Source organism: Roseateles sp. GW821-FHT02E12 (assembly GCF_059421665.1).
Genome location: NZ_JBWKVK010000004.1, coordinates 612,256 through 632,833, shown reverse-complemented (window position 1 = coordinate 632,833; position 20,578 = coordinate 612,256). Strand labels below are relative to the sequence as shown.

At 66.6% G+C, this 20,578-nt stretch carries 18 protein-coding genes; 8 read left to right on the top strand and 10 right to left on the bottom strand.

The annotated features are described in order from the left end of the window. Positions 1 to 44 precede the first annotated feature (44 nt). The 3 genes from AC07V5_RS25660 to AC07V5_RS25650 form a co-directional block, all read right to left on the bottom strand. Positions 45 to 2,615: an ATP-binding protein gene (locus AC07V5_RS25660; RefSeq protein ID WP_495118460.1), complete on the bottom strand. Its 2,571-nt coding sequence runs from the start codon at positions 2,613 to 2,615 to the stop codon at positions 45 to 47. A gap of 83 nt (positions 2,616 to 2,698) precedes the next feature. Further along, positions 2,699 to 3,598: an aspartyl/asparaginyl beta-hydroxylase domain-containing protein gene (locus AC07V5_RS25655; RefSeq protein ID WP_495118796.1), complete on the bottom strand. Its 900-nt coding sequence runs from the start codon at positions 3,596 to 3,598 to the stop codon at positions 2,699 to 2,701. A 17-nt stretch (positions 3,599 to 3,615) separates the two neighbouring features. Next, entirely contained in the window at positions 3,616 to 4,485 is an 870-nt protein-coding gene (locus tag AC07V5_RS25650) for a lysophospholipid acyltransferase family protein (RefSeq protein ID WP_495118459.1), read from the bottom strand. Positions 4,486 to 4,633: 148 nt separating this feature from the next. Between AC07V5_RS25650 and AC07V5_RS25645 the strand changes: the two genes are divergently transcribed. After that, on the top strand, positions 4,634 to 5,230 hold the full coding sequence (locus AC07V5_RS25645; RefSeq protein WP_495118458.1) for an NAD(P)H-dependent oxidoreductase: 597 nt from the start codon (positions 4,634 to 4,636) through the stop codon (positions 5,228 to 5,230). Positions 5,231 to 5,320: 90 nt separating this feature from the next. Next, complete coding sequence (locus AC07V5_RS25640) at positions 5,321 to 5,767, top strand: universal stress protein (protein ID WP_495118457.1); 447 nt, start codon at positions 5,321 to 5,323, stop codon at positions 5,765 to 5,767. 25 nt (positions 5,768 to 5,792) lie between these two features. Here the strand turns inward: AC07V5_RS25640 and AC07V5_RS25635 are convergent, their stop codons facing one another. The 7 genes from AC07V5_RS25635 to AC07V5_RS25605 all read right to left on the bottom strand — a co-directional run bounded on the left by AC07V5_RS25635 (position 5,793) and on the right by AC07V5_RS25605 (position 13,344). Continuing rightward, positions 5,793 to 8,462, bottom strand: coding sequence for a bifunctional acetate--CoA ligase family protein/GNAT family N-acetyltransferase (locus AC07V5_RS25635; protein WP_495118456.1), 2,670 nt, complete (start codon positions 8,460 to 8,462; stop codon positions 5,793 to 5,795). 67 nt (positions 8,463 to 8,529) lie between these two features. Further along, on the bottom strand, positions 8,530 to 9,528 hold the full coding sequence (locus tag AC07V5_RS25630; protein WP_495118455.1) for a S1C family serine protease: 999 nt from the start codon (positions 9,526 to 9,528) through the stop codon (positions 8,530 to 8,532). An 83-nt stretch (positions 9,529 to 9,611) separates the two neighbouring features. Beyond that, positions 9,612 to 10,445: a universal stress protein gene (locus AC07V5_RS25625; RefSeq protein WP_495118454.1), complete on the bottom strand. Its 834-nt coding sequence runs from the start codon at positions 10,443 to 10,445 to the stop codon at positions 9,612 to 9,614. A 35-nt stretch (positions 10,446 to 10,480) separates the two neighbouring features. After that, positions 10,481 to 11,503: an alcohol dehydrogenase AdhP gene (gene adhP / locus AC07V5_RS25620; protein ID WP_495118453.1), complete on the bottom strand. Its 1,023-nt coding sequence runs from the start codon at positions 11,501 to 11,503 to the stop codon at positions 10,481 to 10,483. Positions 11,504 to 11,624: 121 nt separating this feature from the next. Beyond that, complete coding sequence (locus AC07V5_RS25615; RefSeq protein ID WP_495118452.1) at positions 11,625 to 11,801, bottom strand: YgaP family membrane protein; 177 nt, start codon at positions 11,799 to 11,801, stop codon at positions 11,625 to 11,627. 374 nt (positions 11,802 to 12,175) lie between these two features. Beyond that, positions 12,176 to 12,892, bottom strand: coding sequence for a hypothetical protein (locus AC07V5_RS25610; protein WP_268154676.1), 717 nt, complete (start codon positions 12,890 to 12,892; stop codon positions 12,176 to 12,178). After that, positions 12,889 to 13,344, bottom strand: a complete 456-nt coding sequence (locus tag AC07V5_RS25605) for a helix-turn-helix domain-containing protein (RefSeq protein WP_088481204.1) — start codon at positions 13,342 to 13,344, stop codon at positions 12,889 to 12,891. The genes AC07V5_RS25610 and AC07V5_RS25605 overlap by 4 nt, the downstream gene beginning before the upstream one ends. A 107-nt stretch (positions 13,345 to 13,451) precedes the next feature. Between AC07V5_RS25605 and AC07V5_RS25600 the strand changes: the two genes are divergently transcribed. The 6 genes from AC07V5_RS25600 to AC07V5_RS25575 all read left to right on the top strand — a co-directional run bounded on the left by AC07V5_RS25600 (position 13,452) and on the right by AC07V5_RS25575 (position 20,521). Then, positions 13,452 to 13,730: a DNA-binding protein gene (locus AC07V5_RS25600; protein ID WP_088481203.1), complete on the top strand. Its 279-nt coding sequence runs from the start codon at positions 13,452 to 13,454 to the stop codon at positions 13,728 to 13,730. Between the two features lie 339 nt (positions 13,731 to 14,069). Beyond that, positions 14,070 to 14,726 (top strand): hypothetical protein, encoded by a 657-nt coding sequence (locus AC07V5_RS25595; RefSeq protein ID WP_373716400.1) that lies wholly within the window; start codon positions 14,070 to 14,072, stop codon positions 14,724 to 14,726. 568 nt (positions 14,727 to 15,294) lie between these two features. Then, a complete protein-coding gene (locus AC07V5_RS25590) occupies positions 15,295 to 17,358 on the top strand; it encodes a hypothetical protein (RefSeq protein ID WP_268149265.1) in 2,064 nt (687 codons plus the stop codon). Beyond that, entirely contained in the window at positions 17,355 to 18,344 is a 990-nt protein-coding gene (locus AC07V5_RS25585; RefSeq protein ID WP_268149263.1) for an AAA family ATPase, read from the top strand. Before AC07V5_RS25590 ends, AC07V5_RS25585 begins: the two co-directional genes overlap by 4 nt. Then, entirely contained in the window at positions 18,341 to 19,741 is a 1,401-nt protein-coding gene (locus tag AC07V5_RS25580; RefSeq protein ID WP_268149261.1) for a hypothetical protein, read from the top strand. Before AC07V5_RS25585 ends, AC07V5_RS25580 begins: the two co-directional genes overlap by 4 nt. A gap of 180 nt (positions 19,742 to 19,921) precedes the next feature. Further along, positions 19,922 to 20,521, top strand: coding sequence for a hypothetical protein (locus tag AC07V5_RS25575; protein WP_144397099.1), 600 nt, complete (start codon positions 19,922 to 19,924; stop codon positions 20,519 to 20,521). Positions 20,522 to 20,578 lie beyond the last annotated feature (57 nt).

Genomic DNA, 20,578 nt, shown 5'->3' with positions numbered 1-20,578 from the left:
CAAAACCTTCGATGCTAGCGAAGGACGGCTTGCCTACCTGTTCGTCACGCCCCGGCCAAGGTCAGGGCTTCTGCCAAGCCAAGGGTTTGTCCTGAGGACCAGGCCGCCTTGGCGCCGTCCCGGCTGAGCTGGGCACCTGCCAGGCGGCGCACACGGGCCAGCGCCCGGGCCTCGCGCGTGCCCAGATTGCCGAGGTGGCGCAGCCAGTACTGCTCGGCAAAGGCGGCCAGTTGCAGCGCCTGCTCGGGCTGCCGCAGCCGCGCGAGCGGCCGGGGAAAGAGCTGCAGCGTGAGCGCCCGGGCATGCAGATGCTGGCGAGCATGGGCGATGCGCAGGGCCTGCCGCGCGGCCGCCAGCGCGGCAGACCAGTCGCGGCGGGATTCGTGCGCCATCGCGAGCGTGTAGGCCGCGTCGAGCTGGCCGACGCCGTCGCCATCGGCCTCTGCCAGCCGTTGGCAGGCCGTGATCCAGCCCACGGCGGTGGCGATGTCGCCCAGCTCGATGAGGCACTGGGCACGGTTGCGCAGCCGCGCGGCGGCCTGGCGCGAGTGGCCAACCGCCTCCCACAGCTCCTGGGCGCGGGCGTACAGCGCCTCGGCCTGCGCCGGCTGGCCGCGCGACACGGCGATGGCCGCGAGCTGCTGCCAGGCGCGCGCCTCGGTGGCCACGTCGTCCACGCGGCGGGCCAGCGCTACGGCTTCTTCGAGCGGGCGGGTCTGGCCCTGCTCGCGGTTGTCGCCGGCCAGCAGCACCCAGGCGCGGCGCACCAGGGCCGGCGCGCGGGCGGCGGGGTCGCTGCCGGCAAGCTGCAGCGCCCGCTCGGCCTCGGCCAGCGCGAGAGCGCGGTCGCCATGCGTGAAGGCCAGTTGGGCGCGCAGCTCGTGGCCGGCGGACGAGGCCGGTGCCAGTTGCAGCAGCTGGCCGAGTTGCTCCACCAGCGTGCGGTCCACGCCGTCGCTCTCCCAGCAGGGGCGCATCGCCAGGGCCAGCCGCAGGCCCGTGGCCGCGTCGCCGTCATCAGCCGCACAGGCGATGAGGGCGCGGGCTTGCTCGCGCCGTGGCGCCCAGGCCGTGATCGGCGCCTGCAGGCCAAGGGACGATGCCCAGTCGCACAGCGCGGCCCGCAGCGTGCCGCGAGCCTTGCGCTGCTCGGCCACGTCAACACGCGCAAGAACGCCGCGGCGCAGCAGCTCCAGCATGCGGTAGCGCGGCTCGGCGTCGCCACCGGCCTGAATCAGGGAATGGCCGGTCAGCTCGTTGAGCAAGGCCGGCGTGCCGTCGAGGGCGGCCACGTCGGGCCAGGCGAAGGCGCCGGGCAGGGCGGCCAGGCATTGCAGCAGCGCGCGCGGCTCGGGCCCCAGCAGGGCCAGGCTCCAGTCCAGCAGGCCGGCCACGGAGGCGTGGCGGGGTGCGCGCGTGGGGCTGGCCAGCCAGGCGGGCAGCGTGTCGGCTGCAGCGTTGACGCCGCGCCACTGCTCCAGCATCTGCGCCGGCGAGAAGCTACGCACACGGGCCGCGGCCAGCTCCAGCGCGAGCGGAAGGCCTTCGAGCTCTCGGATCAGTTCGGTCAGCGCGGCCTGGTTGTCGCGGCTGGCATGGAAGTCGGCCCGCACGGCGCGGGCGCGGTCGATGAACAGGGCCTGGGCGGTGTCCTGCGCGTCGGCCAAAGGCATGACGTCGACGAGGGTTTCGCCGTCCACCTCCAGCGCGTGCCGGGACGTGACCAGCAGGCACAGCGCGGGCGCCAGCGCCAGCAGCCGCTGCACGGCCTGGGCGACGACGCCGATGGCCTGCTCGGCGTTGTCCAGCACCAGGAGGCGCAGGCCGCCGGGGTCCTGAAGCGCGGCCTCGATGGCAGGCCAGCCGCCACCGCGCGTGACCATCAACGCACGCTCCAGGGCTGCAACAAGGCCTGCCTCGTCGCGCACCTCGGCCAGGGCCGCCATGCCGCAGCTCCAGTCGGCCTGCTTGAACTGCAGCCAGGCCAGCTCCACTGCCAGCCGCGTCTTGCCAACGCCGCCCGGGCCGATGAGGGTCAGCAGGCGCAGCTGGGGCAGGCGCGCCGCCAGCGCTTCGAGCCGCCCTGGCGGCGCGAAATAGCGCGTCAGGTAGCGCGGCAGGCTGGTGGCGAAGGAGGGCAGGGCGGGGGCCGGAGCCGGCGCGAACTGCAGCACCGGCGGCACCGGAGCGGGCAGGGCTTCGGCCAGCGCGGCCAGGCGGTGGCGCTCGGTGACGACCCAGTCGTCGAAATGGCCGGGCAGCAGTTCGCCGCCGTAGTGGCGTGCAGCACGCGTGGCCTCGAAGTCCTGCACGTCTGACGCCAATGCGCCGGGCAACAGCGAGATCTGCTGGCGATCGGCGTTGAAGAGGGGCGCGTCTTCCCTTTCCAGCAGCGCGCGCAGCGTGGACAACGTCTGGCGCAGCCGATTGCGGCCCACGTCCAACTCCACGCCGGGCCACAGCAACTCGACCAACTCCTCACGCGGATGCTGGCGCTTGGGTTGCAGCGCCAGGCGGGCCAACAGCAGCGCACTGGCGCGGCTGGGCAGGCGTGTCAGCTCGACGCGGCCGGCCCGCTCGATCTCGAAACCACCGAGCAGGCGCAGCTTGAGCATGTCAACGGCGCCCGGCCGCCCGTAGGCGTTGACGCGCCCCCCCGGGGGGCAGCGGCCGAAGGTCGCGTGGGGGCACCATCACCTCAGGGCCAGAGCCACCAGACGATGAGACCGCCAAAGATCAACCACTGCAAGCCGTAGTAAGCGAAGCGGCTCTTGGCCTTGATGCGCTTGCCGAACAGGCGCACCTGCTGCACGTAGGCAAACAGGCGGTTGATGCCGCCGGTCTTGTCGGTGTCGGAGTTGGGGGCCGCGGCGGCGCGGATCAGCGTGTTGCTGATGAAGTGGTTGAACCAGCGCGCCACCGGGTTGTTCAGCGGCCGCTCGACGTCGCAGAACAGGATGATGCGCATCACGTCCGACTGGTTCTCAGCGTAGTGCAGATAGGTCTCGTCGAAGATGACGCCCTGGCCGTCGCGCCAGCTGTAGCGCTCGCCGTCGACCGAGATGTAGCAGTTGTCGGTATTGGGCGTGACGAGGCCCAGGTGGTAGCGCACCGAGCCGGCGAAGGGGTCGCGGTGGGTGACCAGCCGCCCGCCCGGCGGCAGGGCCGCGAACATCGCGGCCTTCACCGTCGGGATGCGTTGCAGCAGCCCGGTCGTTACCGGGCAGAGCTCGCGCGCCGACGGGTGGGCGTCGCCGTACCACTTCAGGTGAAAGCGCGTCCAGCCGGTCTTGAAGAAGCTGTTGAAGCCAGCGTCGTTGTACTTGTCGCTCTTCTTGATCTCGCCCGCGTCGGCCAGCTTGAAGGCTTCGGCGCGGATGTCCTGCCAGTGGTCTTCCAGCAGCTTGAGCTCCGGGAAGCCGGCCACCGGCAGATAGGGCTTGGCCGGCAGCTTGGAGAACAGGTACATCAGGCAGTTGATCGGCGCCATGAAGGTGGAGTGATCCATCAACTGGCGGAAGAACCGTAACCGAACCCGGCCGCGGAAGTGAACGTAGACCGTGCTCGCGATGAAGATCGCGACGATGGCGAGCTTGATGTAGGGAATGTCGTGGGTCATTTGGCGTAGAAGTCGACCTCGCCGGGCGGGCGGGACTTGAAGCGCTTGTGGAGCCAGAAATATTGGTGCAATTGTCGACGCGCCTGAGCTTCGATGACGGCGTTCATGCGGGTGGCGTCAGCCACGATATCGTCAGACGGGAAATTCTCAAGCGCCGGCTCGATGAGCAACGTGTAGCCGTTGGCCTCGCGCCGCGGGTAGCACGGCAGCACCACCGCCTTGGTGACGGCCGCCATGCGCGACAGCCCGCCAATGGTGGCCGCCGGCACGCCGAAGAAGGGCACGAAGACCGAGTCGCGGTGGCCGAAGTCCTGGTCGGGCAGGTAGTAGAGGCGGTAGCCGTCCTTCAGCGCGCGCAGCGTCGGCCGGGTGCCCTGCTGGCGCGCAAAGATGATGCCGGTGCCGAAGCGCAGCCGCTTGGCGCGGAAGAAGGCGTCTAGCCAGGGGTCTTTCTGCACCGAGTAGATGCTCACCAGCGGCGTCTCCAGCGACACCCGCAGGCCGGCCAGGTCCAGCCCGGTGAAGTGCGGCATCATCAAGATGACGTTGCGGCCGTCCAGCGCGCGCAGGTGCTCCAGGCCTTCGATGCGCATCAGGCGTTTCAGCCGCTCGCGCGAGGCGAACCAGCCGTAGCCGTACTCCAGCAGCATCTGCACCATGGCCACGAAGTGGCGGCGCAGCAGGCGCTGTCGTTCGGCATCGCTGAGCTCCGGCAGGCACAGGCGCAGATTGACCTCGCCGATGTGGCGGCGCGAGGTTGGCAGCGCCGCGATCAGGCTGCCCAGCGCCCAGCCCAGGCCCGAGATGACTCGAAACGGCAGCCAGCTCAGCAGCCAGACCAGGCCGACGAGCAGCCTCACGCCCACGCGCGCACCTCAGCGAAATCCATCCACGGCATCTGCGGCCCTCAACTTGTCCAGGGGCGGCATCGTAGTGGCTGAGTGCCGGCCCGTCAGCGCACACGGCTTGACGCAGCGCAAGGGCGTCATCGGCCGGCGTCGCTAGGGTAGGGGCATGAACACGACAGCCCATCGCATCCTGCTCATCCTGGGCCACCCCGATGGCTCGGCCCCCCACCTGTGCCACGCGCTGGCCGACGCGTACGCCGACGGCGCCCACCACGGCGGGCATGAAATCCGCGTCGCCGACGTCGCCAAGCTCGACTTCCCGCTGCTGCGCACCAAGGATGAGTGGGAGCAAGGCACGGTGCCTGCCGCGCTGGCGCCGGTGCAGCAGGATCTGGCCTGGGCCGACCACGTCGTGCTGTTCTTCCCGCTGTGGCTGGGCGACATGCCGGCGCTGCTCAAGGCCTTCCTGGAGCAGGTGGCGCGGCCGGGCTTTGCCGTCGGCAAGGCGGGCAGCAACCCGCTGACGGCCAAGCTGCTGAAAGGCCGCTCGGCGCGCGTGGTCGTCACCATGGGCATGCCGGCGCTGGTCTACCGCTGGTACTTCCGGGCGCACAGCGTGAAGTCCCTGGAGCGAAACATCCTGGGCTTCGTCGGCTTTGCGCCGGTGCGCGAGACGCTGATCGGCATGGTGGATGGGCTGGGCAAGGCCGGCGTTGCGAAATGGCTCACCCGCATGCGCAAGGCCGGCGAGAAGGCGGAATGAACCCGGGTTGACGCCGATCAACCACCCCAAGGCGGCTGCGCCCTAAGGTGATGCCAGCGCCGCTCGCGGCATTCACGGCAAGGCAAGACCATGTATCAGCGCATCCTCGTTCCCACCGACGGCAGCGCCACGTCCGAGAAGGCTCTGGGCGAGGCCATCGCCCTGGCCAAGCTCAGCGGCGGCCGGATCCACCTCTTGCACATCGTCGATGCGCTGCCGCTGGCGGCCGTGGCCGATGGCTTCGCCAACTACGCCGCCGAGGTCCTGCCGCTGCTGCGCGAGGGCGGCCAGCAGATCCTGGAGCGCGCACGCCAGCGCGTCGCGGCGGCCGGCGTCATCGTGGACGCCATGCTGCGCGAGGTGATCGCCGGCCGCGTCTGCGACCTGGTTCAGGAAGAGGCCGCCAACTGGCAGGCCGACCTCATCGCCATCGGCACGCACGGCCGGCGCGGCGTGCAGCGACTGCTGCTGGGCAGCGATGCCGAGCAGGTGCTGCGCACGGCCTCCGTGCCCGTGCTGCTCGTTCGCGGGGGCTGACGCGTGATGGGCGGCGCTTGCTCGGTCAGGCGCCGAGCAAAACGGCTCGGCTCACGCGGACGATTTCCGAGGGTTCATGGTCGTCGGGGCGCACCTCGAAACCCAGCGGCTTGAGCAGCGCCAGCATGGCGCGGTTCTCGCGCAGCACATAGCCGACGATGCGCTGTGTGCCGCGTGAGGCGGCATAGCCCAGCAAGGCCTGCATCAGCAGCTGCCCCAGCCCCTGGCGCTTGAGGTCGCTGCGCACCATGACGGCGAACTCGGCCTCGATGTTGTCCGGGTCGCGCACCAGGCGGGCCACGCCCAGCGTGCGCGGGCCGCCTGGCGCTTGCTCGTCCACGGCGATGAAGGCCATCTCGCGTTCGTAGTCGATCTGCGTAAGCCGGGCCAGTTCGTCGTGCGACATGCGGTGCGGCGCCTGGAAGAAGCGCATGCGCATGTCGTCGGGGTGGGTGGCTTCGAGGAAGGCCCGGTGCTGGGCTTCGTCCTCCGGCCGGATGGGGCGCAGCAGCAGGTTGCGGCCCTGCCATTGCAGCTTGCGCGCCAGCTCCTCGGGGTAGGGGCGCACGGCGAAATGGGCCATGCCCGAGGGCGCCTGGGCCGACAGGCGCACGCGGGCGTCCAGCGCCATCACGCCGTTTTCGTCGGCCCACAGCGGGTTGATGTCGAGCTCGGCCATCTCGGGCAGGTCGGCCAGCATCTGAGCGACGGCGATCAGCACGTCGCAGATCGCATCGATGTGCGCCGGCGGGCGGCCGCGAAAACCCGCCAGCAGCCGGGAAACGCGGGTGCGGTCGATCAGGTCGCGGGCCAGTGCGCGGTTCAGCGGCGGCAGCGCCACGGCGCGGTCGCCCAGCACTTCCACGGCGATGCCACCCTGGCCGAACAGCAGCACGGGGCCGAAGATGGGGTCGACATGGGCGCCGACGATCAGCTCCTGGGCGTGCGGCCGCTGCACCTGCGCCTGCACGCTGAAACCCTCGACCGTGGCGTCCGGGCGCGCCTCGGCCAGGTGGGCCAGCATGCCCTGCGCAGCGGTACGCACGGCGCTCTCACCGAGCAGGTCCAGGCGCACGCCGCCGGCATCGGACTTGTGCAGGATGGCGGGCGACACGACCTTCAGCACCACCGGCCCGTCGATGCGGCGCGCAGCCTCGGCGGCGGCCTCGGGCGTGGGCGCCACGCGATAGCTGGCCACCACCGGGATGCCGTAGGCGGCGAGCAGATCCTTGGCGGCAATCTCGTCCAACCACTCGCGGCCTGAGGCCAACCCGGCGTCGACGAGGCGGCGGGCTTGGGCCCGGTCGGGCTCGCCGTTGGCGCTGGCGGCCGGCGTCTCGCGCAGCGCCACCTGGTTGCGGCGGTAGGTCTGCATCAGCGAGAAGGCGCGCACGGCTTCTTCGGGCGTGTCGTAGCCGGCAATGCCTGCTGCCTCGAAGGCGCGCCGCGCGGGTGCCACCGTCTCGCCCCCCAGCCAGCAGCTCAGCACGCGCCCGCGGTTGGCGGCGATCAGGGGTGCGCAGGCCTGCGCAATGGCCTGGCTGGGCGCGATGGCCGTGGGTGCGTGGGCGAAGAGCAGGGCGCCGGCCTCGGGCGCGTCGAACAAGGCTTTCAGCGTGTCGACATAGCGCTGCGGCGGCGCATCTCCAATGATGTCGATGGGGTTGCCGTGCGACCAGTTGGCCGGCAGCACGGCGTCCAGGCGCTGCATCAGGCGCTCGCCCGGCTGCGCCAGCGTGACACCCAGCGCCGAGGCCGCGTCGGCCACCATGACGCCCGCGCCACCGCCGTTGGTCATCACCATCAGCTCGCGGCTGTGGTTGTCGCGAAAGCGCGCCAGGGTCTGCGCGGCGATGAAGAGCTCCTTCAGCGTGTCCACCCGCAGCATGCCGGCGCGGCGGATGGCGGCGTCGAAGACGATGTCCTCGCCGGCCAGCGCGCCGGTGTGCGAGGCCGCTGCCTTCATGCCGGCCGCCGCCCGGCCGGCCTTGACGACGATGACGGGCTTGACGCGAGCCGCGGCGCGGGCGGCGGACATGAACTTGCGCGGCGAACTGATGGACTCGATGTAGAGCAGGATGGCGCGCGTGTGGCGGTCCATGACGAGGTGGTCAAGCAGGTCACCGAAGTCCACGTCCATGTGCTCGCCCAACGAGATCATGTGAGAGAAGCCGATGCGCTCGCCGTTGGCCCAGTCCAGCAGCGCCGTCAGCAGCGCGCCGGACTGCGACACCAGCGCCAGCTCGCCGGGCAGGGCGTTGGCCTGCGTGAAGCTGGCGTTCAGCCCGAGGTGGGGGCTGAGCAGGCCGATGCAGTTGGGGCCCAGCAGGCGCAGCGTGTGGGGTCGCGCAGCATCCAGGGCCGCCTGCTTCTGCTCGGGCGTGAGGCCGGCCGTCACGACGACGACGGCGCGCGTGCCGCGGGTGCCCAACTGCGCCACCAGGGGCGCGATCGTGTCGGGCGGCGTGCACAGCACGGCCAGGTCGGGGGCGAAGGGCAGGGCATCGACGTCGGCGAAGCAGCGCCGGCCGTCCAGTTCGTCCAGCCGCGGGTTCACCGGCGCCAGCGGCCCCTTGAAGCCACCGGCCAGAAGGTTGCGCCAGACGGTGGAGCCGACGCTGGCGGGCTTGTCCGAGGCGCCGAACACGGCCACGGACTGAGGGGTGAGCAGGCGGTCGAGGTGGCGCTGGGTCATGCGCGGCATCCTCCCCCGCCACCACCGTGCCGGCCTTGCGCGATGTCAAGCCACCGGCTGCGTCGGGTCACTCCGGCGCCAGCACCAGTTCCTTGCCCCCACGCAGCACGACGAATCGCGTGCCCGGCACCGCACGCCAGGCCAGCAACGCGGCGACGAGGTCGGCACTGCCGCCGATGGGCCGGCCGTTCATCGCCGTGACGATGTCGCCAGCGCGCAGTTGCAGCTGCTCGGCCAGGCTGCCGCGCGGAACGGACAAGACGAGGGCGCCCGTGGTCTCGCGGCGGCCGGCGGCCCAGGCGGTCAGCGGCGGCACGTCGTCGAACAGCGCGCCCAGGCGGGGCCGGGTGGCTGCGCGGTTGTCCTGACGCAGCTCCCCGACGATCTGCAGGACGATGTCGATGGGGATGGCCAGGCTCGCGCCGGGCGTGCCCAAGGGGCCGACGATGGTGCGGGCGTTCATGCCCACGATGGCACCGCTGGCGTCCAGCAGCGGGCCGCCGGAGTTGCCCGGGTTCAGTGCCACGTCGCTCTGGATGAACATCAGTTCTCCGTCGTCGCCGAAATGCCTGTCCTTGCCGCTGACGATGCCGGCCGACACCGAATGCTCCAGGCCGAAGGGTTCGCCAACGGCCATCACCCAGTCGCCAACACGCAGGCTGCCGGCCGGCGCGAACACCGGCCGCGTACGTGGCGCCGCACTGATGCGCAGCAGCGCGATGTCGGCGGTTTCGTCCCGGCCTTCCACCTCGGCGGCGAGCAGGCGCTTGTCGGGCAGCGCCACGAGGATCTGCTGCGCCTCGCCCAGCAGATGGGCGGCGGTGGCGATGGCTCCCTTGTCGTCAACGAAGAAGCCCGCGCCAACGCGCGGATCGTCCTCGCCCGGCACGAATATGTAGACGCCCACGCTCCACGTTGAGCCGCGCTGGAAGGCTTCGGCGAAGCTGGTGGGCTGGGACTTGCCTGGCGCGTGCACGGCAGCCGACGTCAACGCAACCGGCCCCAGCGAAAGCAACAGGCTGGCGAGAACCAGGGCAGGGGCACTGAAGGCACGGCGTTTGGACATGCCCGTGACCCTAGTGCCTCGCCGCGCGAGGCCCCTTGATGGTGGTCAATCCGGTGCGCTGTGCCCGCCCTGCGGGCCGGGTTTCAGTGCGACATGAGCACCGGCACCGTCATGGACTGCAGCAGCGTCCTCGACACGCCGCCGAACAGCCGCTCGGCCCAGCGCGCATGGCCGTAGGCGCCCATGACGATCAGGTCCGCGCCCAGGTCGGAGGCCGCGTTCAGCAGCGCATCGCCGATGGCCAGCGTCGTCACCTCGTCGCGCGCCTCCGCCTCGACGCCCTGCAAGGCCAGCCATTGCCGCAGGCTGGCCAGGCGCTCCTGCGGGTGCGTGTCGTCGGCTTCGCTGCGCCAGTGCGTCAGCGAGACGCTTTCGGCGCGGCGCAGCAGCGGCAGTGCGTCCGTCATCGCCCGCACCGACTCGCGGCTGCCGTCCCAGGCCACCAGCACGCGGCGCACGCGCACGGGCTCCAGATGGGTGTACGGGATCAGCAGCACCGGCCTGGCGGAGCCGAGCAGCACCTCTTCCAACTCGGCGAGTTGCTGGCGGTAATTGGGCACCGAGGGGTCAGGCTGGCTCATGACGAGCAGGTCAGCGCACTGCGCGTGCCGGTCCACCGATGCCGGCACGGTGGCCTTGTCGACCACGGCTTCGAAGGACGGGAGTCCTGCTGCCTCGCAGCGCTGGTGGAAATGCTGGGCGACGTCCCGAGCCTGGCTCAGCACGGCGGCACTTGCGCGGGCAAGGTAGTCCTCCATCACGACCGCTGGCGGAAGCGCCTGCATGTCGATGCCGGCGGTCGGCGCGAGACCGACCAGATGGGCTTCGAAGTCCTTGGCCAGCCCGACGGCGATGTTGACGCGCGCGGGGTTGCCCGGTGTCGCGTCGAGGGCGACCAGCATGCTGCGATAGGTCATGGGATGAACTTTCCTGGGGATGGGTGGGGGGTTGTTCATTCGAAGCTCAACACGGCGCGGCCGTCGATGCGGCCGTTGCGCAGGCTGTCGAAGATGCGGTTGATGTCGTCCAGCCGATGCGTGGTGGTGCTGGCATGCACGACACCCTCGGCCGCGAACTGCAGCGCCTCGTTCAAGTCCTGTCGTGAGCCGACGATGGACCCCCGCACGGTCTTGGCGTTGAGCACGACGTCGAAGATGGGTAGCGCGAAGTCGCCGGGCGGCAGGCCCACCATGGACATGGTGCCGCGCTTGTGCAGCATGCCCAGCGCCTGGCCGAACGACTCACGCGACACGGCCGTCACGAGGGCGCCGTGCACGCCGCGCAGTTCCTTGTGCAGCACCTCCACCGGGTCCTGCTCGGCGGAGTTCACGCACAGCTCGGCGCCCAGCCGCTGGGCCATCTGCAGCCGGGTACTGTCGATGTCCACCGCAGCCACGTGATAGCCCATGGCCCGCGCGTACTGCACGGCCAGGTGGCCCAGCCCGCCCACGCCGACGATGGCCACCCACTGGCCGGGCCGGGCATCCAGCACTTTCAGCCCCTTGTAGACCGTCACGCCCGCGCACAGGATGGGCGCCAGCGATTCGAACGACAGGTTTGGCGGCAGATGCCCCACGTAGGCGGGGTCGGCCAGCACGTATTCCGCGAACCCGCCGTTGACGGTGTAGCCCGTCATCTGCTGGTGGTCGCACAGCGTCTCCCAGCCCGTCAGGCAATGCTCGCAATGGCCGCAGGCCGTGTGCAGCCAGGGCACGCCCACGCGGTCGCCCTCGCGAATGCCCTTAACGCCTGCCCCCACGGCCGCCACATGGCCCACGCCCTCGTGGCCGGGGATGAAGGGCAGGGGAGGCTTCACCGGCCAGTCGCCATCGGCAGCGTGCAGGTCCGTGTGGCAGACACCGCAGGCCATCACCTTGACGAGGATCTGGCCTGGCGGAACTTCGGGAATGGGCACTTCCTCCAGCCTGAGCGGCTCGCGGTAGGCGCGGACGACGGCGGCTTTCATGCTGGGCATGGCTGCTCCTTGGCGCTTGTGCTGGCGCTGGTGTCGGGAGGATTGAGGACGGACGCTGGCTGGTTGGCGCCCGTTGGCGGTACGGCGCGCGGCAAACGCCGCTGCCATCGGAGGCGGGCGCTCATGTGCGGCGCCCGAAGAGCCGGTAGACCGGGCAGTAGCCAACGAGGCCTGTCGCCAGAGGAATCAACCCGACGTAACCCAGCGGGCTGATAAAGCCGAGCGCTGCCGCACCCACCAGCGCAACACCGACCAGCAGCCTAAGCACGCGATCCAATGAACCAACGTTTATCGCCACGAGCATCTCCAGACGCTGACGGAGTCGTCAGGCAGATGCAGCGTAGGTAGCCAGTGCCAGTCGTGCTTTGCGCCCGATCAAGAAAGGCTCGGCGGAGAGGTGTGGTCGCTTGTTGCGCAGCTAGGGCCAGGGCCGAGCCGGTCGGCCGGATGACTGGGGGTGATCCCGGCGTTCGTGGCCGTACGACGTGAACGCTGGGCAGGGCGTTTGCAAGTAAGTTCTTGATCTTGAACGACTTCCAGATTCGAACGCCCAGCGTTTCCCTCTCGGTAGCTGGACGCCAACGTTGGGCGACCTAGCCACTGTAGGCGATCGTTGGGCAATGCAGCCAGTTGGTCGCCATCGCTGGGTAATACAGCCAGAGGATGTTTCGATCACTTGGCCGTTGGTTTGCCGTCGACCGGCCGCGGCCGCAGACGCTCATTTAAGTCTCGGACAGTGCGCTCATCGGAGGTCAGTTCGGTAAACAAGCCGCGGGTCAAGACAGCGGACATTACGACGCTTCCGACCAAGTAGCCCATCAACTGGGTCAAGTTCAGCTTGCCATCGATGGCCATCCACACAAATACCAGTGCCAGCCAAGCCACGAACATGGCGAAGAGTGAATAGCCGGTGATTCTTCGGCGCTTCGCTCTTGTCAGCGTCAGGCCTTCAGCGGTGCTCGAGATCTCGCCGTTTCGCACCAGGTGGGCGTATCGGGCTCGGACTTCAGGGATCTCGCAGACCTCGAGACCCAAAAGTTGCTTCGGAGTCGCGCTCGGCCCCAGCTCGTAATCGACCTGAGACCTGGAAAGCGCGATCAGTGCATCTAGGAGTGCCTCGTCGCTAGAGCTATCGTCCGCAGCCAGTTCCAGCATGGCCCTCTGCTCCGCAATTAGCGCAAAGCACTTGGTCAACCGGCGGCTGAGCAGCGCCTGGTACCAGCGCAGGGCTATCCGAAGAGATCGGCATGAAAGGCGGTGCCAGTTGATTGCCTGGGCGATCTGCTGCCACTGAACGTCGGCACCGCCAACCGTCCTTTGCGAAAAGACCATCGCCAGCTCCAGAGAGCGCTGGGTGATGCTCTCGGCAGTCAGCCGCGGCCTGCTCATGCAGCCTTCCGTCCTGATAGCTGGCTCAACCGTTCTTCGACTTCTGCCTCGTTGCGCGGACCGTCCCTGAGCCATCGATAGAAGAGCGTGATGCGCTGGTATCGGGCGTATTCATTCAGCGGCTTGCCGTCGACGTCGTTGGGATTGGTGGCATCCCAAGCTTTTACCCGTTCCCAGAGGGCTGCATCGAGGGGTTCAAGTGCTTCGCGATCCTTCCCATAGACGACGAAATTGACGTCGATCTTCGCCTCGCGCATCGCATGAAGAACAGGCGTCTTAATGGAGTTGCGGCCCTGCTCCCATTTTTGGACAGCCGAGTGAGCAACGTCCAAGATGCCTGCCAGTTCCTCCTGCGTAAGTCCCAGGCGGCGACGTTCGGCAGCCAACCGCTCGCCCGCGGTTTCGGGTGGAGGGAGAGGGAACTCAGGGTTTTTTCTAGGTCTTCCGGCCATTTTCAGCGATTGACACACCCGGCGCGCCGCGCGCAGACTCGCGCTTCAAACAAAACAAGTACAAAAGTATTTATTTAGTTTGAAATGCTTCGCAGCAAGTGGAACACATGCAGCCTATTGCGCCCGCTGAGGAAAGTCAGCTTGACGGCCCCGCTTCTACCGGACGAGGCAGGGCCGTCAAGCTGAAGACGAAGGAAGAAGCCGCGCAGTGGTTCGCCGACCGCGGCATCACGATCACTGAGTGGGCACTTGAGCGGCGGTTCAGCCCAGCTTTGGTCTACCAGGTGCTCGCCGGGACCCGCAAGGCTGTCCGAGGAAGCAGTTTTCAGATTGCCGTCGCGCTGGGCATGAAATCAGTGCCGGTCGACGATTTCGAATCCGCCTAGGACCTAGGCAAAAAACAGGAGGTGGTGCCAGACGCAAGGACCAAGTCGTCCGAAATCTGGGACCCAAAAACGCCAAACGCGTCAGGGATGGGGATCCACTGACGCGTCGGGACTTTTTCCTAACACCTACATAGGAAGTGTCCGGCGGATTTGGGCAGGCGTCAAGCGCCTGCTGAGCTTTTCGGTCACCGCGCCCAGCGGCGAAAAGACGACGGGCCAGGACAGCCCGTCCCAGCGCAGCCATGGGCGGCCTTCGAGCCGCACTTGGACCCATCCCATCGAGCCTTGGCGGTCGGGCTGTGCCCCGACCGGATGGTGGCTCATGCCTGGACACTTCTCATGAAAGAACAAGACCACCACTCGGTCGTGACCCATTGGGGCGGCCGTCAGGAACGCTATCGCGAGTTCAAGCGGACCCAGAACCGGGCTCACGACCCTTTCGGCGTCCAACCCCTGCAATTCGGCTCCGACCTCCATTACGAGGCCTGGGTGCTGGAGCGCTTCTCGCCGACGACCAAGTCGTTGACGCGCAAACCAACGGACGTGAAGGCCGTCATCGCGGGCACTGATCGCAGCGCCAAAGCTACCTTTGTCGTGACGCGGCGAGATGACTCGGTTGACTATGTCTTCGTGGCCAAGACCGATGCGTCCACCCCAGCGATGCGGGCCCTTGGCAAGATCGCGGCCGCCAACGGCGCGCAAGTCATTGTCCGTACACGCGCCGAAATCCGCACTCGCGCTGACGAGTTCTGGTGGTGGGAAAAGCTCCGCCAAGTGGCCGTGCTGTGGGTACGAAAGGGCAGCGAATACGACGACGCGCTGGTGGCGTTGGTGGCCACGGGCAACAGGACGCTGGCCGAGCTCTGCTCGCAGATCGACGCGCCACGTGACCTGATCAGGGCACGCCTGGCCCGGCTTCATGTGGCCGGTCACCTAGTTGTCCATCGTCAAGACGGCGAGTTGCACACTTCCGCGGTTGCAGGAGGCATGCAATGACTTCAATCCTTGCACCATCTCGTCAGGGCGTATCGCTTCTCCATCTGACGGCGATTGCGAAGTCAGGCCACACCCGTCGGGTGCTAGCGCAGCTATGTGATTTGCCGCGCGCGACGTCCTCCTCCTCGGAGGTCGGGAGCGTCGTAGCCCGGCCGCTGAGCATGCCGTTCGCGCGTTGCTCCAACGAGTCGAATCAGAACCTGAGCAATTTCAGCGCCGATGAGGAGGGCCATTGAATGGACACCTCTTCAAAAAACGGCCGGCGGAGCGTTCCGGCCGGTGACGGCTCGCGCGCGGATCGCGTGCCCCGGGGAGCCTTTCGGCGACTGCTTTCCCAGCACCCGCGTATCTCACAGGCCCTCACAGCCTATCTGAACAAAAAGCCGCGGCCGGTTTCGCTAACGCTGCGCGAGCTGCGCCAAGTGCTCGTTCAGGCGTGCAAGCGCGAAGGCCTGGGAGACGACGACTATCCGCTCAACACCAGGAGCCTTGGCCGTCAGGCGCTCTCGCGGTGGGTTGAAGGGTTGTCGCAACCTTCGGTTCGGCTTCAACCCAAGAGGTGGCCCCGATGAGCGCCCGGAAATCGGAGATGCGTCGAAAGGCGCTGCTGCTCAAGTTGCCAAAGGACTTTCAGGAGTTCGCGTCGTGGCCGCGGGAGGCAAGGTCGACGATACCGGTAGATGAGCTGGATCGCTACGACGGCCTGTGCAAGGCGGCGGACCTGTTCACCAAGAAGCAGTCTGTTGCCGACCTTGCCAAGGCCGCCGGCATGCGGCCCTTCAGGGTCTTGGACTACATCGAGACGGCAATCGAGCCTTGGAAGGAAGGCAACGGCATCACGGGGACGCGAGCCTTTGTCCGCTTCAAAGTGCAGAGCAACCGGGTGCGCACTGCCGATCTCCAGCCGTCGGATCCGCAGGACGCTCCAACCGCCGGTTTCAGTGGCCTGTTTGGCAAGCTCTTTACCGACCGCCCCGCCATAGAAACCAAGCTCGTCGAGTTCCTGAACGGTAAACAAAGGCCGAACAAGATCGGCGACAAGACGCTGCACACCAAGTTTCAAGCGATCTGCAAGGAAGAGGGGCTGACTGACGAAGACTATCCCCTTCGGTGCGCGACCAAGGGGTTCAGACCGCTGCTGCGTTGGTTCAAGACGAAATACATCCCTCAATACCTGCTTGCACACATCAAGAAGAACAGCGGCAAGGCCGCAGCCGTGACGGCCGCGTCGTTGTCGGGTGATGGCGAAGCCAGGACGCCGTTCTGTGACTACCTGGCTTGGGTGATCGACGAGTGCGATTCCAACCTGGAAGCGAAGGTGATCATCCCAAGCGTGCGCTGGGGTGGGGACATCGTCCGCGTGCGCCGGTTTCCTGTCCTTCGCCTGCGTAGCCTCGGCGACTACGCGATGAACATCGCCTTCCAAGTCTGCTTCACGCGCCAGGCCAAGGGCGCGGACGTCATCAAGCTCCTCAAGAATGCAGTGCTCGGCCAGCCGGTTCCACCGATGGTGGATCCGAATATGAAGCCGGTTGAAGGGGCAGGCTTCCCGCAGGACATCTTCGAGAAGCTCAAGTTCGTTGTGCCGGTGGTGATCTATCTGGACAACGCCCTAGCCCACTTGTTCAACGACCTGCAAGAGGTGGTCATGCGGCTGTTCGGGGGGCGCGTGGTGTTGGGCCCTCCAGGCACGCCCTTAGGCCGACCCGAAGTCGAGTCCAACATCCATCGCACCCGAAAGTGTTTTGACCTTCAACTGCCCGGGGCACTAGGCAGCGGTCCGAAGGATCCGCTTCGCCAGATCGCCGATTGTCCGACCGAGAAGCTCGTGCACTTCAACCACTATGAGCAGGGTCTCTACTGTCAGCTGGCCAACGAGAACGTATCGGACTCGGCGTCAGCAGGCTACCTTGACTCCTTCACGCGGATGAAGGAACTGTTGGCCCGCGGAACTTTCGAGCCCAACTACTTGCCCGAGCACCAGCGAGAGGGCTACCACTTCTGTGCGCCCAAGCGGCTTCCGGTGAAGTGCGAGATCACCACCAGCGGGCGGCTTCCGTTCATTCTGATCAGCCCCGTGGATCGCCGCTATTCGAGCAAATGGCTGAAGGCCAATCCGCCCGATGGCGTCCGAGAGTACTGGATCTTGCAGGATTACGACGACTTGCGCACAGCCATCATCTGCAACGACGACATGGCCTACGTCGATACCTTGAGGTGCGAAGGGGACTGGGGCCGCGTGCCCTTCGACCATCGCATCCAGCAGATCATCAGCAGACGAAAGCAGGCTGCTCGCTTCAAGACCCAAGCCAAGGAGATATCGGTCTATCAGATGCTGCAGTTCCTGGCCGACGATGCCAAGACCGACTGGTCCATCGGGCAGGATTTCTGCTATTTCATGAGCTACCTGAAGCGCATGGTGACGCCGGAGGAGTTGGCTGCAGCACAGATCGAATACGGCAGCGAAGAGGCGCCCCTGGTCTACAACGATGGCTACGTGCCGCCGACCCCGATGAGGGCGCCCGCCACTCGTGACCCATCGACAGGGCCAGCGATGCCCGCGCCGGCGCGCTCGAGCGTGGCGCCCCGACTGCCTGGTCGCCGCTTCAATGTGCCGAGGGGGATGCGATGAGCGATAGCGTCAATGAACCGCCGGAAGATGCAGGACCTCTGCCGAGCAATGTCGAATCGCTCTATTTCTTCGAAGGCATCAGCTGGACGCCACAGATCGAAGATGCCGCACAGGCCGCGGCGCTGTGGATCAACTGCGACCAATGCGGCGCCGCTTTCTGGGGACTGCCACGGGTTGGGAAATCCGAGTTTGCCAAGTACTTCGAGAAAGTGGCCCTGGAGATGTTCGGTGGCACGGTCGTCGTCGTCCGGTTGCAGTTCGGCGGAGAACAGTTCAAGAAGCCCGAGCAACTGCTCAAGCGGGCCCTGACCAACTTGGGAGTTCGCTCAACAGCCCGCGAGCGTGAATCGTTGCGCATTCGGTTGATGGACGAAATCTGGTTGAAATGCACACCACAGACGCGGCGTGTCGTTGTGATCGGCGACGAACTGCAGAACGTTGCACCGGACCTGTACGGTGAATTCGCTTTGATGGAGGCGGCGATCTCAGAAAAGAAGTACATCCCTTGCCTCATATGCATTGGCCAGCCTGAACTTCAGTCCACGATTGCCAACGTCGACAAGAACCTGCACATCATGGGCCGGCAGTTCCAGGAACTGCGCGAGTTTCGTGGCTTGTCGTTCGACCAGATCGCCGAGTTCCTGCAGGCGCTGGATGGCGCGGATCACCACTTCACTTGGAAGCATTTTCCAAAGCGCGCTCAGGGCGGTTGGTCGATCGTCAGGTTGGTGCCAGCGATTGAGCAAGCAATCCGGTCCGTTCACGACGTCGACAAGATGAACATGGAGCTGTTCTTCCCGATGGCCTACCTCAGGCAGACCTTGAACTATCTGTTCTTCTTCCTGATCGACCCGGACAACGATCAGAAGGAGGTCACTCACCACACGGTGCTCGATGCGTTCGACCGAAACGGCTTCAAGAAGGTCATGCTGTCCTATTGCAAGGGCAAGGCGCCAGCGGTCGACCATCAGGAGGCGACGCAATGACAGACAGCTCACGCATCTGGAACCGTCACGGCAAGCAGTACCTTGACCTCAAACTGGAGAAGTCGGCCTTCATCGCCTTCGTCGAATTTTCGTCGGACATGGTGCTGGACGTCAGTGAGGCCGCCACGCTGTCCAAGCAGAAGTGGCAGATGAAGCCGTCCATCTTTCATCTGGGAGAGGAAGTCGCCCTGGACCTGGCAGAGGCGATGGCGATCGATCCGGCGATGTGGGCCCAGGCGCGCGGAGCGGACTTGCTGGCGGGGCGCCCGCCCAGGCGCGTCTTGCTCGGTGACTTGCGTTACTGCCGGTCGTGCTTGCAGGTGGGCAACCATTCCCCGCTGTTCCAGTTGCCTCAACTGGTTCTGTGCCCGATCCACCTGGAGCCGCTTCGGATGGGCTGCCCGCATTGCGGCCGCGCCATACCGACCAACGCGCTGGCGCTGGCGCGCAACCATTTCTACTGCGGCGCCTGCGATCACAACATGGCAAGCGAGCGTCGCCGGGCATCGGTCGGTTGCGCGGTTGGCCATCCATCCGTTGAGCGTTTCGCCGCCCTACGGCGGTTGGTGACCGATCCGCCGGCGCCGGGCGAATCGCGCAGCGAGCTTCGGTGCGACAGGCTGGCGGAGGTTGCCGCGAGTCCAGTGCTGGTGCGACTGCACCACGCACACGCCCTGTGGGGAGATCCGTCGATGGGTCTCGGGCTCCTCAAAATCCGGACGGAGTCATTCATGCTCGCTGCAGAAGATGGCCCTCTGAACCGCCCCAAGTTCTTCGCGTTGGTCCGTGGTGCCGTGATCGGGGCCTTTGAGGAGTTGGCCACGCGGCTCGCCAAGCACGTGAGATTGAAAGAGATGCCGCCAGGCGTGGAGAACGCGATGCATAGCGCGGCACGCGTGGACTTGCGTGTGTCGACGGTGGCTGCAGCGTTTTGGCAAACGGCAGCAGCCTTCGAAGTGCAGCGTTTCGTTCTGGGTGAATTGCCGCCACCCGCAGCTAAGGCTCAACCCTTTTGGTCTTGGCTGCCATCGCACACGGGCGCGATGCGTCTCCTGGTTGCCCGTCAGGTGCAAGCATTGTTCGTTCGCAGCCTCATCCGGATGAGCAAGCTGCGGTACGGCGTTCAGGTGGCGTGGTCCGAGTTGCCCGATCAGGCGCTTTTCCTGCTGCCCTGGCGCTTGCGCCCGACAGCCGAGCCGGGCGGACTCGAGTTCGAAGTTCGGACCCATGTGGACTTGAACACGGTGGATCGCCTGGCTTCGCGCTACCGGAGGCACTGGCTGATCGAAGCACCAGAGGACGCCTCGACGCTGGGTCTGGTGACCTCGACGACCGCGGGAAAGCCATCCCTGTCTTTGCCTGGCGACCCGCCGCTCGGTGCGGTGTCACAGCCATAAGCAACCGTGGCCTGGGCCGGATTCCGGCCTGTAGATCCCAGCGCCGTGTCTAGAGGTTGCCCCTGCGTCGCCCATCTTCGTCCAGGGGTGGCATCTGGCGTTGACGGCCGCCGGCAGCCGACCACGCCAAAACCAAAGTAACTAATTATGACCATTGATATCTCTGCAATTGCGAGGGCCGTGAGCAAGCAAGCCGCTGCAGACGACATTTCAATCAAGCTCGGCCATGCTCTGGAACTGGTCGCGGCTTGCCTGGGCTACACCTCGCTGTCTGCTTTGCAGACAGCCCAAGCAGTGGGGTCTGAGCTCAGGAACTTCCATAAGGCGCGGCACGTGGTCATCGATCTGGATTTGGCGCGGTGCCGAGCGCTGGCACTTGGGCACAGCGCGCTGGCCGGCTCTCTGCAGGAACTGCTTTCGGTGGCTTTCTCTACTCGAAGCAAATGGGCTGAAGTGCACACCGACTTCAAGATCTTCGAAGAGGCGTTGAAGCGCATGGTCGGACAACAGATGCTTGCAGACCCTGACGTCCTTGCGTCGATCGGCGGGGCGTACATGGAGGACCGTTTCAACATCTGCATCGATGACTCACTGGTGGCCGAGGAGGTACCGGTGTGCGAGCGCGTCAACATGACCTGGACCGGCCGCGTCACTCCAAAGGAGGGAGCGCATATTCCTGGGAATACGCTGCTGGTTGTTGCTGCCGTAAGCGCGTGGCGGATAGGAGAACGGTGCTTCGAAGGTCCGTTTGTCGAAGTCGTCAGACTGGCAGTGGCATAGAGGTGCGACGGATGTGATCCGGGTCTATGGCTGGCGGCGATTTGAGGCGTGGCGGGC

What these genes read in the sequence shown, in the direction of transcription:
- AC07V5_RS25585 (WP_268149263.1), top strand. Translation starts at nt 17,355, where the DNA reads ATGAGCGATAGCGTCAATGAACCGCCGGAAGATGCAGGACCTCTGCCG.
- AC07V5_RS25605 (WP_088481204.1), bottom strand. Translation starts at nt 13,344, where the DNA reads ATGGCCGGAAGACCTAGAAAAAACCCTGAGTTCCCTCTCCCTCCACCC.
- AC07V5_RS25625 (WP_495118454.1), bottom strand. Translation starts at nt 10,445, where the DNA reads ATGACCTATCGCAGCATGCTGGTCGCCCTCGACGCGACACCGGGCAAC.
- AC07V5_RS25610 (WP_268154676.1), bottom strand. Translation starts at nt 12,892, where the DNA reads ATGAGCAGGCCGCGGCTGACTGCCGAGAGCATCACCCAGCGCTCTCTG.
- AC07V5_RS25590 (WP_268149265.1), top strand. Translation starts at nt 15,295, where the DNA reads ATGAGCGCCCGGAAATCGGAGATGCGTCGAAAGGCGCTGCTGCTCAAG.
- AC07V5_RS25595 (WP_373716400.1), top strand. Translation starts at nt 14,070, where the DNA reads ATGAAAGAACAAGACCACCACTCGGTCGTGACCCATTGGGGCGGCCGT.
- AC07V5_RS25660 (WP_495118460.1), bottom strand. Translation starts at nt 2,615, where the DNA reads ATGCTCAAGCTGCGCCTGCTCGGTGGTTTCGAGATCGAGCGGGCCGGC.
- adhP (WP_495118453.1), bottom strand. Translation starts at nt 11,503, where the DNA reads ATGCCCAGCATGAAAGCCGCCGTCGTCCGCGCCTACCGCGAGCCGCTC.
- AC07V5_RS25600 (WP_088481203.1), top strand. Translation starts at nt 13,452, where the DNA reads ATGCAGCCTATTGCGCCCGCTGAGGAAAGTCAGCTTGACGGCCCCGCT.
- AC07V5_RS25580 (WP_268149261.1), top strand. Translation starts at nt 18,341, where the DNA reads ATGACAGACAGCTCACGCATCTGGAACCGTCACGGCAAGCAGTACCTT.
- AC07V5_RS25640 (WP_495118457.1), top strand. Translation starts at nt 5,321, where the DNA reads ATGTATCAGCGCATCCTCGTTCCCACCGACGGCAGCGCCACGTCCGAG.
- AC07V5_RS25645 (WP_495118458.1), top strand. Translation starts at nt 4,634, where the DNA reads ATGAACACGACAGCCCATCGCATCCTGCTCATCCTGGGCCACCCCGAT.
- AC07V5_RS25630 (WP_495118455.1), bottom strand. Translation starts at nt 9,528, where the DNA reads ATGTCCAAACGCCGTGCCTTCAGTGCCCCTGCCCTGGTTCTCGCCAGC.
- AC07V5_RS25635 (WP_495118456.1), bottom strand. Translation starts at nt 8,462, where the DNA reads ATGACCCAGCGCCACCTCGACCGCCTGCTCACCCCTCAGTCCGTGGCC.